14 protein-coding genes and 1 pseudogene are annotated in these 12,954 nt (G+C 37.0%); 9 read left to right on the forward strand and 6 right to left on the reverse strand.

What is annotated here, in order from left to right; all coding sequences use genetic code 11:
* Nucleotides 1–357: 357 nt before the first annotated feature.
* The 3 genes from TY15_RS14425 to TY15_RS14435 all read left to right on the forward strand — a co-directional run bounded on the left by TY15_RS14425 (nt 358) and on the right by TY15_RS14435 (nt 3,874).
* Nucleotides 358–1,098 (forward strand): Fic family protein, encoded by a 741-nt coding sequence (locus TY15_RS14425; RefSeq protein WP_040205601.1) that lies wholly within the window; start codon nt 358–360, stop codon nt 1,096–1,098.
* A gap of 828 nt (nt 1,099–1,926) precedes the next feature.
* Nucleotides 1,927–3,117, forward strand: a complete 1,191-nt coding sequence (locus TY15_RS14430) for a quaternary amine ABC transporter ATP-binding protein (protein WP_040205599.1) — start codon at nt 1,927–1,929, stop codon at nt 3,115–3,117.
* Nucleotide 3,118: 1 nt separating this feature from the next.
* The gene (locus TY15_RS14435; protein ID WP_081799424.1) at nt 3,119–3,874 is read left to right on the forward strand and encodes an ABC transporter permease; all 756 of its coding nucleotides are present in this window, start codon (nt 3,119–3,121) and stop codon (nt 3,872–3,874) included.
* A gap of 309 nt (nt 3,875–4,183) precedes the next feature.
* Here the strand turns inward: TY15_RS14435 and TY15_RS14440 are convergent, their stop codons facing one another.
* Together TY15_RS14440 and TY15_RS23210 are read right to left on the reverse strand one after the other, a co-directional pair.
* Nucleotides 4,184–4,840 carry an NAD(P)-dependent oxidoreductase gene (locus TY15_RS14440; protein WP_040205598.1) on the reverse strand — a complete coding sequence of 219 codons (657 nt, stop codon included), beginning with the start codon at nt 4,838–4,840 and terminating at the stop codon, nt 4,184–4,186.
* 161 nt (nt 4,841–5,001) lie between these two features.
* Nucleotides 5,002–5,445 carry a MerR family transcriptional regulator gene (locus tag TY15_RS23210; RefSeq protein WP_052353788.1) on the reverse strand — a complete coding sequence of 148 codons (444 nt, stop codon included), beginning with the start codon at nt 5,443–5,445 and terminating at the stop codon, nt 5,002–5,004.
* Nucleotides 5,446–5,660: 215 nt separating this feature from the next.
* On the opposite strand from TY15_RS23210, the pseudogene TY15_RS14450 reads away from it, so the two are divergent.
* Nucleotides 5,661–5,813, forward strand: a pseudogene (locus TY15_RS14450) (zinc ribbon domain-containing protein); the annotation flags it as partial.
* 82 nt (nt 5,814–5,895) lie between these two features.
* Here TY15_RS14450 and TY15_RS14455 read toward each other — a convergent pair.
* Nucleotides 5,896–6,300, reverse strand: a complete 405-nt coding sequence (locus tag TY15_RS14455) for a MerR family transcriptional regulator (RefSeq protein ID WP_040205595.1) — start codon at nt 6,298–6,300, stop codon at nt 5,896–5,898.
* A gap of 102 nt (nt 6,301–6,402) precedes the next feature.
* On the opposite strand from TY15_RS14455, the gene TY15_RS14460 reads away from it, so the two are divergent.
* From TY15_RS14460 to TY15_RS14470, 5 genes are all read left to right on the forward strand, one after another.
* Nucleotides 6,403–7,233, forward strand: coding sequence for an SDR family oxidoreductase (locus tag TY15_RS14460; RefSeq protein WP_040205593.1), 831 nt, complete (start codon nt 6,403–6,405; stop codon nt 7,231–7,233).
* A gap of 314 nt (nt 7,234–7,547) precedes the next feature.
* A complete protein-coding gene (locus TY15_RS23695) occupies nt 7,548–7,697 on the forward strand; it encodes a conserved phage C-terminal domain-containing protein (protein ID WP_082025075.1) in 150 nt (49 codons plus the stop codon).
* Between the two features lie 539 nt (nt 7,698–8,236).
* The gene (locus TY15_RS14465) at nt 8,237–8,509 is read left to right on the forward strand and encodes a hypothetical protein (protein ID WP_074432816.1); all 273 of its coding nucleotides are present in this window, start codon (nt 8,237–8,239) and stop codon (nt 8,507–8,509) included.
* Between the two features lie 8 nt (nt 8,510–8,517).
* Complete coding sequence (locus tag TY15_RS24935; RefSeq protein ID WP_244440936.1) at nt 8,518–8,625, forward strand: DUF6398 domain-containing protein; 108 nt, start codon at nt 8,518–8,520, stop codon at nt 8,623–8,625.
* 123 nt (nt 8,626–8,748) lie between these two features.
* Complete coding sequence (locus tag TY15_RS14470) at nt 8,749–9,099, forward strand: YecA family protein (protein WP_244440937.1); 351 nt, start codon at nt 8,749–8,751, stop codon at nt 9,097–9,099.
* A gap of 244 nt (nt 9,100–9,343) precedes the next feature.
* Here the strand turns inward: TY15_RS14470 and TY15_RS14475 are convergent, their stop codons facing one another.
* The 3 genes from TY15_RS14475 to TY15_RS14485 form a co-directional block, all read right to left on the reverse strand.
* Nucleotides 9,344–10,153: a carbohydrate ABC transporter permease gene (locus tag TY15_RS14475; RefSeq protein ID WP_040205590.1), complete on the reverse strand. Its 810-nt coding sequence runs from the start codon at nt 10,151–10,153 to the stop codon at nt 9,344–9,346.
* A 13-nt stretch (nt 10,154–10,166) separates the two neighbouring features.
* Entirely contained in the window at nt 10,167–11,051 is an 885-nt protein-coding gene (locus TY15_RS14480; RefSeq protein WP_040205588.1) for a carbohydrate ABC transporter permease, read from the reverse strand.
* 233 nt (nt 11,052–11,284) lie between these two features.
* On the reverse strand, nt 11,285–12,553 hold the full coding sequence (locus TY15_RS14485; RefSeq protein WP_052353789.1) for an ABC transporter substrate-binding protein: 1,269 nt from the start codon (nt 12,551–12,553) through the stop codon (nt 11,285–11,287).
* Nucleotides 12,554–12,954 lie beyond the last annotated feature (401 nt).

Consider the following 12,954-nt stretch of genomic DNA (forward strand, 5'->3'; position numbering starts at 1 on the left):
CGCCTCAAAATTAGCAGCAGATCGCATCAGAAAAATGTTAGAAAGTCAGCAAAAACAAGTAGCGTAGTTTTCAAAAAATGAATAAGTCCCGTTAGGGACAATCTAGGCCTTTTTAAAAAAGGCAATTATGAAATTGATTCAGTTTGAAATAAATAAAGCGATATAAACATTTATACAAAAGATTCTACTGTTTGTTCTTGTAATACTCTATAAAGTTAATGAAACTAAGGAATCAGATCGGTGTGAATTAGAAATACCTTTTATTAAATGTTTGATTAAAATGGGGTTAGAGGGTATATTCAGAGAAACGGTGGTATCTCAATTTAAGTATATGTTTGAGTGAGAGAGGTGAAGCCAATGTTCGAACAAATTAATCAAAAAAAAGCTCTTCTAGATTCCAACCGGCCATTACCCAAATATACAGTCAAAAGTTTACGTGAAAAGTTATTACTTGAATGGACATATAATACTAATGCAATTGAAGGAAACACGTTAACTATCAACGAAACAAAGGTAGTTCTAGAAGGAATTACTGTTGGTGGCAAAACGTTACGTGAACACTTGGAGGTTATTAATCATCGGGATGCGATTCATTTTGTAGAGGAGATTGTACAAAAGGGTGAGCCTTTGTCAGAATGGCAAATTAAGAATCTGCATCAACTTGTACTAAAAGGAATTGATGATGAATATGCAGGTGTATATCGGGACCAGCCAGTTTTTATTTCTGGTGCTAAACATATACCGCCAGCTCCCTTCCTCATAAAAGAGAAGATGGAGCAGCTGATGGTATGGTATGAACAAGCAGAAACGAAAAAAATGCATCCAGTTGATCGTGGAGCTATGTTACATGCTATTTTTGTTGGAATTCACCCATTTATTGACGGAAACGGACGTACATCACGCTTGTTGTTAAATTTAGAACTCATGAAAGACGGTTTTCCACCAATTGTTATTAAAGTAGAAAATCGCCTAGCTTATTATGAAGCATTAGATAAAGCACATACACAAAAAGAATATGATGACTTTATAAAGTTAGTCGCCAACGAAGTAGAAGATTCATTAAACCTATATGTAAGTACAATAAATAAAAACGCTTAGTAAAAGAACCAAGAGAGAAAGGCTTATTTTAAAAAGCATTTTGGTTCTGCCATTCGTCAAATTTACATTCCAAAGTCACCTTCAGAAATAGAAGCTTATTGGCGAATTGTTTACTCTTTGTCAAAGTCGCTTAAAAGCGGATAATCTCGGTAAGGAGAATTCACCCCTTAAATATCAAGACTGATCGTCCGGCTCGTCAGACCCTTGATCTATAAATTAGATTATTGGTTTTTGATTTGTGTCACGATCACCAAATGACTAAAAGCATTATGCTAATATCATATAAGAAGAGAAAGAGGCTTCACATAAGTTGCACAAACTTATGAGAAGCCTCTTTTTCATGTCTTTCCCTAAATGAAGTCATGCATCAGCACAAAATGACCAAACTGATTTGATCATCCTGACATTTGGATAGATTCAAAATGATACGTAGAGATATTCTTGTTGACCCAAGCAATACCATAGATTTCTTCATTAGGGTACTTCAAAGATTACTTCAAAGAAAAAAATAATATGTCCTCTTCCATTCCCATCAAGTAAAAATATTTTTTAAGAACCTGTCCTTTTTCTGATTTTATCTCTATATAGAAGGTGAAGGACTTAAACCAATCGGTGGGCTACTCGTGTCCTACGACCGAGTCAGGTTCTTTTTAAAAAATTCATTAAGGGAGAGGTTCAGTTGAGTAGGTTACCAACCAAATACCACATATTTGGATAAAGGATTACTTTTCTTTTGAATATAAATTGCTTAAAGAAGTATTCACCTTTTACGCAATTTTACCCAGTAAATTTATAGGAATAGTATTAATTAAAAATGAGGTGAATATAGTGCCAATAATTAAAGTAGAAAATCTAACAAAAGTGTTTGGGAAAAATGCAGGTAATGCCTTGGCGCTTTTAGATAAGGGATTAGCTAAAGCTAAAATACTAAAAGAAACTGGCTGTACGGTTGGTGTTAACCGTGTTTCATTTGAAGTAGAAGCTGGTGAAGTGTTTGTAATAATGGGTTTATCAGGTAGTGGTAAATCAACATTAGTTCGACTAATCAATAGATTAATAGATCCTACGGAAGGTAGTGTTTGGGTAGGCGGAGAAGATTTGGCCAAAATGAATAAAGAGAATCTGCGCCGTGTTCGCCGTGAAAAACTAAGTATGGTTTTCCAAAAATTCGCTTTATTTCCCTATCGAACAGTACTAGAAAACACTGAATACGGACTAGAAATTCAAGGGATGAAAAAAGAAGAAAGAAGCAAAAGAGCTAAAGAATCGCTTGAACTTGTAGGATTAGCTAGTTACCTTAATCAATATCCTGAGCAACTTTCAGGGGGGATGCAACAACGTGTTGGATTAGCACGTGCGCTAGCCAATAATCCAGAAATATTACTAATGGATGAGGCATTCTCTGCACTTGATCCATTAATTCGTAAAGACATGCAGGATGAGTTATTGGAATTACAAGAAAACATGAAGAAAACAATCATCTTTATTACACATGATTTAGACGAAGCGCTCCGAATTGGGGATCGAATCGCATTAATGAAAGATGGTAAAATTGTTCAAATTGGTACACCAGAGGAAATTCTTGTCAATCCTGCTAATGAATATGTAGAGAAGTTTGTTGAAGATGTGGACCGCTCAAAAATATTAACTGCCGAACATATTATGAAACGACCAGAGACAATTACTATTGAAAAGCATGGACCACGTGTTGCTTTAGAGCGCATGAAAGAAGCCGGTATTTCTAGTATTTATGTAACCGATACGAAACGTAATTTAAAGGGATATGTTACTGCAGATGACGCGTCAGCCGCAATAAAAAAAGAGGTTCGCGATGTAAATGAAATTTTAAAAACAGACGTTCGGACTATACCTAAAAATACATCAATGAATGAAATATTTAATATCATCCATAACTCTTCGGTACCAATTGCTGTAGTTGAAAACGGTAAGCTATATGGAATTATCGTACGAGGAGCAGTAATCGCTGCATTGGCTGGCGAAGGAGAGGTGAATTTATAAAATGCTTGATTTTACACCTAGAATTCCTATTCCTGAGAAGGTAGAGTACATTACAGAAAAAATACAAGATACTTTTGCATTTTTATTTGACCCAATAAAAAATGGCGGAAACGACTCTTTGGAATGGTTAGCTGAAGGGTTAGCGGGTATTCCTGCTATCCTAGTTATATTAATTGTTGTTATCTTAGCATTTTTTGTAAGTGGAAAACGTTTTGGTTTAGCTGCATTCTCTCTAGTTGGACTTTGGCTAATTTATAATCAGGGTTTATGGGAAGAAATGATGTTAACCTTTGCACTCGTATTAATATCGAGTATATTATCAGTCATTATTGGAGTTCCAATTGGAATTTTAATGTCTAAAAGTAAGACTGCTCAAAATATTATTACACCAGTATTAGACTTTATGCAAACAATGCCAGCATTCGTTTATCTTATTCCAGCGGTAGCTTTTTTCAGTATTGGAATGGTAGCAGGTGTTTTTTCATCCTTAATATTCGCTACACCGCCTACCGTTCGACTAACAAATTTAGGTATTAGACAAGTTTCAAGGGAATTAATTGAAGCTTCTGAGGCTTTCGGTAGTACCGGCTCTCAGAAACTATTTAAAGTTGAACTACCAATGGCAAAAAATACGATTATGGCAGGTATTAACCAAACAGTAATGTTATCACTATCTATGGTAGTTATCGCATCAATGATTGGTGCACCTGGATTAGGGAGAGAAGTGCTTTCCACAGTTTTGGTGAAAATAGGGTAGCCAGGAACATTTGCAATACTAAAGAGATAGTAGAAATTGCCCATATGGCTGAGTGTCTGTTGAAGCTTAAATAGGATCAGAAGCAAAAGGGGCTTTCTAGGACGAAGAAGAAGGGGACGGAACGCTAACACCGTAATTGTAACTAATTACAGGGGAGTTTTGTTTTCTGGATTTGAAGGATGAATTTTTAAAAAACACGTTCACTGGAGGTTTTATGCAACTTAAGTAAAGCAGTCTATAAAAGACAATCTTCTCGAGCAAGAGGCCAGTTTATCCAAAGCCAAACAACTGCAAATGTCAAACAACTCATTATTTTTCATAGTAGCTCAAATCGTAAGTATGAATTGCAGAATCATCATTCACGATGTGATAGTTATATTTAGCAATATCTACATGTGTTGCAAGACTGGACTTTTTCCGATCTCTTTTCAATATTCCTTTCGAAGGACCGTCTGAGATTATGGCTGCCCTATGAACAATCCAATCCACATCTTGTGCTTCTTCAACTAAATATTCAATTACAGTCTCATTATCCTTATGCTGACCGAGAAGACCACTAAATCTAGCAATAGTATTCCTAAGAATCCATGTCATAAAAGGGAGTCTTTCTTTATATCGACGCGTAAGTCCTCCTGCTTGATATAGGAAACGTTTTACGCCTTGTCGCCGCATAGCCGGGATAAGCTCCTTAATGAATATAGTATTGATTGGTGCCTTATTTTGTTCCTGAGCGTTACCAAGCATACAAATTACAACATCGACTCCATCTAATAATTCGTCAATATTTTCAAAATTTGAGATGGAACCTTTGATTAGTTCTAAATTTGTACTTCGTTGCACAACTTTTTCTGGATTTCGAACTAAGGCTCTCACTTTATGACCTTCATTTAGAGCGATAGAAACAAAAGGTTGTCCAGTTCGACCGGTTGCACCAAATACTAAAAATGTAGATTTTGAATATTCCATTGACACCACTCCAATATGAAATTTGTTATATACATTATTATCGTAGATTTCACTACCAGGTACATATTTTATTACTTATAAAATTCCGGAACAGCTGTGCTGCCTGCTGAAGTAGATCACATTATGGTGTGTATGTGTATCTCCTAAGATGTTACTAATATTTATGGATGCGTTTCTATTCCTTCGCGAAGTGCTGCGAATATTTCAGAAACTAATCTATCAACCTTAACTACGTCTTCAATACTTTTTTTCTGTAACAGCACTTCTCGCATTTTTTCAAAATATTCTTTTCCCAATTGATATATAGCAATTTTTTGGTCTAAATACTGCTCTTTTTCTGCTAATATTCTGATAAAAACAGGATGATTTTTTTCGTCAGGTTTCCTTCTGAGTTGAAAAAAATCACTAATTTCCGATAATGTGAACCCGCAAAATTTCGATACTTCTATATAGCGTAAATCAACCAGATCTTGGTCATCGTAATAGCGGTAATTGTTTTTTCCTCGTTTTGGACTGACCAAGCCGATTTTATCATAATACCTCAATGAATCCTTGGGTATGCGCAAAAGAATTGATGCTTGTCTGATAGAATAATTTTCACCCACTGTATCCTCTCCTTTAAGGTAAAGTATATCGTTGGAGTATGCTCGAACGTCAAGCCTTTTAAAACTTCAATATTAATACCGTCTCCAAATCGTGTTCCGGGATATACGCGATAGAGATTGTCGCGTAAATATTTACTTTAAAATTAGAAGATAGATGGATGGAATTTTACTTTTTAGTAGAGCGGATTGATTTCATGTTGGGTCATCATTGGGATGAAGATAAGGCAAAATGGCGCGGCAAACAAGTGGTGGCTGTTTCTAAAACCTTTGCCTCCAGTCAATTGTGTTCGTGCTGTGGCTATCAAAACAAAGACGTTAAAAATCTTCATTTGCTTGAATGGGACTATCCGATATGTAAGACCCATCACCTAAGTTACCCAATCTTTTGAGAAGTCTCTTTCTTTATTTAGTGAAACGTTTCTCTGCATGGATAACTTACGACGACTCGATTTAATCAAAAGGTGGATTGATTAACATAGAATTTGCCTTTTGTGGGTCATTCACCAATGCTAACTTGTATTCTAGCATCCAGTTAAGCTTTCCAATGATCTGATCGTATTCATCCTTCTTCCGTTCGATTTCACCTATCTTTTGGCGAATCCACTCAATGGCTTCCAGATTGGTCGCTGAATGTGTAGTATGTTCTTGAAAGAATTCCTTCAGTTCAACTAATGAAAACCCTACGCTTTGAAACTTCTTTATAAGTTTTAGACGTTCGATTGCCTTTTCATTGTAGTTACGATAGTTATTTTCATCTCTTTGGAAATGACGACTATCCAATAAACCTTCCTTTTCATAATAACGAATGGTGTAGGCTGTTAATCCTGTTTTTTCAGCTAATTCTTTTATTTTCATGTATACCCTCCTCAAAAACACTTGCCTTATAGTTAACTCTATAGTTTATACTCCAATTGTTCAAGTCATTCTACAAATCAGTAACATTAGGAGGATATTATGATGCGTGTTTTTGTAACAGGAGCAACAGGCTATATCGGTTCTGCTGTCGTCAGTGAACTTATAAATGGGGGGCACACAGTCATTGGTCTTTCACGTTCAGACAAGGGTGCCGCAGAATTAAAAAAAGCGGGGGCCGAGGTGCATCATGGTAGTCTTGATGACCTAGATAGCCTTCGTAGCGGTGCAGCAAATGCGGACGGTGTGATTCACCTAGCGTTTATCCACGATTTCTCGAACTTTGCTCACTCGCTTGCAACGGATTTACTTGCCATCAAGACAATAGGAGAGGTGCTCGAAGGCTCAGGCAAGCCGTTCATAACGACTGCTCATGCAAATGGGGCAGCATCGGATAACGAGGTGTTAGCGCTGGCAAAGCGTGGAGTCCGAACAGCAATCGTTTCGCTTGCGCCATCTGTCCACGGTGCGGGAGATAAGGGATTTGTACCAGAATTGATCAAAATAGCCCGCGAAAAGGGTGTATCTGCCTATATTGGCGATGGATCCAATCGTTGGCCGGCTATTCATCGCCTTGATGCCGCCCAACTTTACCGCCTAGCATTGGAAAAGGCACCAGCTGGATCACAGTTAGATGGGGTAGGAGATGAAGGCGTGCCATTTCGCAGCATCGCGAGCGTCATTGGTCAGTTCTTGAATGTTCCCGTAGAGAGTATTTCACATGAAGAGGCAAATGATCATTTCGGATTTCTGGGCACTATTGCGGCACTTGACATTCCAAGATCGAGCGAAGCGACTCAGAAACTCTTGGGATGGCAACCGATCCATCTAGGGCTCATCGATGATCTCGAGCAAGGTCACTACTTCAGCAGTTGAAGTATGAGTTTGGGATAATAAGTCATTTAAGGCGCGTTTGTCTCCTAACGCGTCTTTTTTGTAATATAAGAATTTATAAGTTTTGGGCATTCCAAGTCTGAATATCTTATGGTGTGTGATAAATTAATGAGATGGAAGCAAATATTTTAAAATCAATCTTATTTAAAAGCGGATCATATCGGAGGAGAATTAACACCTTAAATATCAAGACTTGTCCACTGACTTGTCAGACCAATGATCTATAGATAAGATTTTTGGTTTTTGAAATAGCTTTGTTCATTATTTGTGTCATGATCATCTAATGAATAAAAGCAATGGAAAAAATCCCATATCCAGAGATTATTGGGTATTTGAATGAGAAAATAGGCAAGAACTTCAAACTAAGTTCTATTAAAACGAAGGAACTGATTCATGCCAGATATGGAGAAGGTTTTACGCTTGAGGATTTTAACCTTGATGACTAAGAAGGAGATTTATAAGTTGATGGATCTTATACAAGCCTATTATGAAAGAGTTTACTGTATCTTTAATCAAACGATTAGTTGGTATAACAACTTGTTTGTATTTGTCTGAATATGTATTTTGTTAGTTTCTATTGTAAGTTTTGAAAAAAATCATTACCAGTCATAACTTTTTTACGACAATTAATTCTCTTGAAAACAGCCCAAAGTTTGTTTGTTAAAAGGACTTAGGGGGTATCTAATCAAACGATTAATTAGTTTAATCAGCTTTAATTAATCGTTTGATTAGAAAAGCTTAAATGGCTGTCAAGCCTGTGTTTAATCCTCCTTTGTATCAAGAATATTGTCGAGAAGAGGATCTAGTAAAAATGGTGGAAAGCTTTTGCAGGTATCGAAGCTTTATTTCTATTAAGAAAGTAAAATAAAAAATAATGCATGAAGCTGTGTTAGAGGCAGCAAGAAAATATAATTGTCACATGATAGAATTAAGAATATCAGCAGAATACCCAGAAATTATATAATGGTAAAAGGTGGATATGGTGATGGCGACAAAAAAAAATTCACAAGCTTGGGCAGAGGCCAAGAAACGATGCCGTTTGAATGAGACTGATTTACAAATGGCTAAGGAGTTGGGGATGACACCAAAGAGTTTAATTAAAAATCTCCCTGGATCTAATCAGCAATGGAAAGCACCTGTAAAAGGTTGGATTCATGATCTATATGAGGAGAAGTTTGGCAAGGTCCTAACAGTTAAGTCTGCTCTCAGTAAAGAAATAAGAAAAAAGGCCGCATTGAAATCTGGGCTGCAGCAGTAATCCATGCCTTGGGTACGATTAATTTTTTATTTGATAAATCTAATCAACCATATGTGTCAGCGCCAGACATTTTTGAGTATTTTGGTACAAAGCAAAGTAGAGGAGCAGGCATCTAGAAAGAATATTGATTACTATCCCTTCTCGAAGAAACAGCTCCTTGAAGCAGGTGACATGGACTATGTGGAGCGTCCAAAGGGTTATTCTCAACTTGTATCGCGCTATTTATGCAGGAGTATCGGATGCCAAAACAAGAGGCGATGGAGCTTGTTGAGGACTGTATAATGCATGTGAAATTAGGCCATCAACCTAGTCAGCTTCTTCAATATTTACAGTCACAACTGACATTCGAAAGCTTAGAAGCTGTGCAAAAGCTGATGGATGCACTTGTTCTTCTTATGAATAATACAAGGGAATGGTTTTTAAAGGGTTATACATCAGAAGAGCTATCCGTGCAAGAGAAGAAGGCATTACTTTCCTTGCCTAATAAAAAGGGAGAGGACATAAGTCTCCAAACTCGTCAAAAGATCGGTAGAAACGATCTTTGTCTATGTGGAAGCGGGAAGAAATTTAAGAAATGTTGTGGGAATTGATAAGATATATTTAAAATCCAATAAGGGAAACTATTCTATTTCTGAACATACGAATCAGCCGACAAATGGACTAGTAGACGGGAATTTTGAGGAGTTTCTTCAGCAGATTCTTTCGCGGAGACTAGCAGAATCTTAACAGTGTAGATAAAAAAAGCACAATTTTTCAGATTCCCACCAAATAGTATGATAATGGGTATTTGAAAAATTGTGCTTGTTTGCCATACAGACATAAATCATTGAAGTGCTACTTAATTCCTGTCATCTTTACACCTTCAACAAGATACTTCTGCATGATAAAGAATAGAATAAACATGGGAAGGGCGCAAACCAACGCAGCAGCCAATACAAGGGTCCACTGTGTTTCATGTTCAGCACCAATGACGTTTGCTAATGCCACTTGAACAACCCAAAGCTTTTCATTTTGATTGATGATTAAAGGCCACAAATAGTTATTCCAGTTCGCCGTAAAGAAACCAATTGTTAATGGAATAATAATAGGCTTTGATAATGGCAGGACAATTCGGAAAAACGCGCCTGCGATCGACAGTCCTTCCATATAGGCAGCTTCCTCTAGTTCCTTTGGGAAGTCCCGGTAAAACTGGCGGAAAAGGAAAATACCATAAGCATTAAAGATCATTGGAATGATTAATCCAAGATACGAGTTTGCCATCCCAAGATTTTTTGTCACCATATATAGCGGAATCATGATGACCGTAAATGGAACCATTAATGTACTAATCATCCAACCAAACACAAAGGTCTTACCTGGAAACTCCAATCGTGCCAGTGCGTATCCTGACATTGCATGGAATATCAATGCCACCACGGTCACGACTGTTGAAACAAGTAAAGAGTTCCAAATAGACCGTATAATGGGTGTTTCAAAAGCAGCTCGAAAATTGTCGAAAGTCAAATGTGAAAAATTAACCTCTAGTTCAAAAACATCATTTGGCATTTTAAAGGAGCCTATAACCAAAAAGTAAATGGGCAAGATCATGAAAATACCACAAATAATCGCAAAAATAGATAAAGGAATTTTTCGTTTTGTTCCCATTAGGTTTTGCCCCCTAATCTTTCTTCGCAGTCAGTCTTAACTGAACAAGTGAAAGGATAAAAATAATCAAGAATAATACAACCGATAATGCGGAAGCATATCCCATGTTTAATACTTCAAATGCCTGATGATATATATAAAGTACACCAACCTGTGTTGAATTCGCTGGTCCACCTTTTGTCATAACCATAATCTGGTCAAAGACCTGGAACGACCCAATCGTTGTCACAACTAAAATAAATACACTTGTCTCACGCAATAATGGAAATGTGATATGTTGAAAAGCTTTCCAGCCAGTTGCGCCATCAATTTTTGCCGCTTCGTAAAACTCCCCGGGAATCTCCTTCATGGATGCTAGGAAAATCATCATGTTATAGCCTAGATTAATCCAAATAACGACAACGATGATGGAAATCATTGCTTGACTAGTAGAGCCAAGAAATTGTTGAGCATCGATTCCAACTAGATTAAGAAATTGATTGATAATCCCATCTTTAGGATCATATAAAAACATCCAAATAGCTGCAGAGATAACAGAAGTAATCGCGAACGGCAGCAAAAACAACGTTCTCGTGACGTTCTCTACCCTTTGGCTTAAACTATTGCAAACTGCTGCAAAAAATAAAGATAAGCAGAACAGAGATGGTACGTAAATGATGGTGAATTTGAACGTTCTTCCTACAGCTTGCCACCAATCTTTGTCGTGAGACATTTGTATATAATTGTCAAAACCAATAAATACTTTTGGGGTTAACAAGTTCCAATCATTAAGACTTACATAAAATGCATAGACCATCGGAACAAAAACAAAAACCGTTAGTCCTACTAAATTGGGTAATAAAAATCCATATGCCGTTAGTGCTTCAATTCGTTTCTTCCGATTTCCTCTACGTTTCACAAATACATTCCTCCTCGTATTCGAGGTTATTAGCAAAGCTCTAGGTGCTTTGTCCACCAATGACGATAGTTACACAACTCGTTTGAGACAAAGGATGAGCCCGAAAAGCGAATCAATGTTGATTTAAACGTTGAGGTGAAGACCATAGATTCGCTATTCGAGGCACTGTGTTAGACACAGCAGAAAATATATTTATTCGTTAAGCCCTATTTCTGCCATGCGGATTGGTAAACTTATTGTTTGTCTAAAGCATCCTGGATTTTTTGATCTGCTTCTTTCACGACATCGCTGCCTTTTGCCTTGCTGAACATGACTTTTTGCAAGCTATCGCCGACAACATCAACAATTTCTGGTCCATAGAAAGGCTCAGGAGTTAAAGTATCATACATTTCATCTGTGAATACTTTACGTAAACCTTTGTTATAAATCTCTTCTCCTGCTTCAATAACTGAATTTCTTGCTGGATAAGCGAATTTCACTTCTGTTGCCCATTTCAATGGGCGTGATGGATCTTCAGCAAAAGCCCACATAATGAAATCAGATGCTTCCTTCACATGCTTACCATGTGCATTTGCAGCAAGCTTCCAACCACCGGCAACTGTTTTTGCTTGGCCGCCCTCTGAAACTGGAAGCGGCGCTAAACCAATATCCATATTGCTGTACTTACTTTCGATTGCTGAAATGGCCCATGTTCCACTAACTTGCATGGCCGTCTTGCCAGTACCTAAGTTACCGATATCGGAAGATCCGAATGGTGTCTTAGCTGGTGCGTATCCTTTTTGGAAGAATGATCCCCAGAAGTCTAGTGCTTTTACAACTTCAGGTGAATTAAAGTTAGATTTTTTGCCGTCTTCACTGATGACATTGCCGCCTTGCTGCCATAAGAATGGATACCAAATGAAGTTTAAGTAAGCATCCTTTTCTTGTGGCAATACAATTCCTGATACTTTATCAGTCGTTAATTTTTTCGCAGCTGCCTGTAGTTCATCCCATGTTTTCGGAACCTCTACACCCGCATCAGCCAACATTTTTTTGTTATAGTAAAGACCTACTAATTCTGATTCAAAAGGTAATGCTAGAACTTTATTATCAATCGTTACAGCATTTATAGCGGCTTCTTGGAAATCAGCCTTCGCTCCATCAGGGAAATAAGGATTCAAGTCTGCCATAATTCCTGCATTTGCATACTTCGTGAAATCACCAGGGCTTATCATAAAAACATCCGGTCCTTCATTATTTGCAAAAGCGACAGGCAATTTTGTTGTCATATAATCATTTGCGTTAAAACCTTTGTATACAACTTTTACTTTGTCTTGGCTCTTGTTATATTCATTTACAAGATCTTTTAAATACTTTTGTTCTGCATCAATATGATTGTCCCAAAATGTAACGGTAACTTTACCGCCGTCTTTAGCTTCTCCATTGCTTTTGGATGAGCTGCATCCCCCTAAAATAAGGGTTAAGGCCATTGCCATTACAACAAAAGATTTCCAAAACTTCATTATAAATGCCCCCTTTTTATCAAATCAAATCTAAAACCGCCAATGTGTAAACGATTGCACAAGATCTTAAAAATCCCCCCTTTCTCGGAAATTAATAGAATATAATCGTTGTATTCTTAATTACCAACAAAAAAACTTCTATTTCTCATGATGCAACCGTTTACTAGTCTAGATAATTTTTATGTGCATTTTTATGTAATCGTTTACACACATATTTTAATATAAAAGTTAGAATTTTTCAATACATTTTTATCTTTCAAATTCCACATTCTTTATTTTATTGGGTGTATGGAAAATGACAATTTTGGGTTGGCTTAAATTTTATTCATTCTTTTCTGCTCGATGATCTCAGTATCAGTTCGAAGCCCAAGGCAATACCATAGATTTCTTCGACAATAAAA

The organism is Neobacillus jeddahensis, assembly GCF_000612625.1.
In the GTDB taxonomy this organism is placed as follows: Bacteria; Bacillota; Bacilli; order Bacillales; family Cytobacillaceae; genus Neobacillus; species Neobacillus jeddahensis.

Bases quoted from the DNA above. Each gene is read 5' to 3' on its own strand.
- TY15_RS23695 (WP_082025075.1), top strand. From the start codon at position 7,548: ATGGAAAAAATCCCATATCCAGAGATTATTGGGTATTTGAATGAGAAA.
- TY15_RS14475 (WP_040205590.1), bottom strand. From the start codon at position 10,153: ATGGGAACAAAACGAAAAATTCCTTTATCTATTTTTGCGATTATTTGT.
- TY15_RS14425 (WP_040205601.1), top strand. From the start codon at position 358: ATGTTCGAACAAATTAATCAAAAAAAAGCTCTTCTAGATTCCAACCGG.
- TY15_RS14465 (WP_074432816.1), top strand. From the start codon at position 8,237: ATGGCGACAAAAAAAAATTCACAAGCTTGGGCAGAGGCCAAGAAACGA.
- TY15_RS14455 (WP_040205595.1), bottom strand. From the start codon at position 6,300: ATGAAAATAAAAGAATTAGCTGAAAAAACAGGATTAACAGCCTACACC.
- TY15_RS14470 (WP_244440937.1), top strand. From the start codon at position 8,749: ATGCCAAAACAAGAGGCGATGGAGCTTGTTGAGGACTGTATAATGCAT.
- TY15_RS14460 (WP_040205593.1), top strand. From the start codon at position 6,403: ATGCGTGTTTTTGTAACAGGAGCAACAGGCTATATCGGTTCTGCTGTC.
- TY15_RS14435 (WP_081799424.1), top strand. From the start codon at position 3,119: ATGCTTGATTTTACACCTAGAATTCCTATTCCTGAGAAGGTAGAGTAC.
- TY15_RS14485 (WP_052353789.1), bottom strand. From the start codon at position 12,553: ATGAAGTTTTGGAAATCTTTTGTTGTAATGGCAATGGCCTTAACCCTT.
- TY15_RS14440 (WP_040205598.1), bottom strand. From the start codon at position 4,840: ATGGAATATTCAAAATCTACATTTTTAGTATTTGGTGCAACCGGTCGA.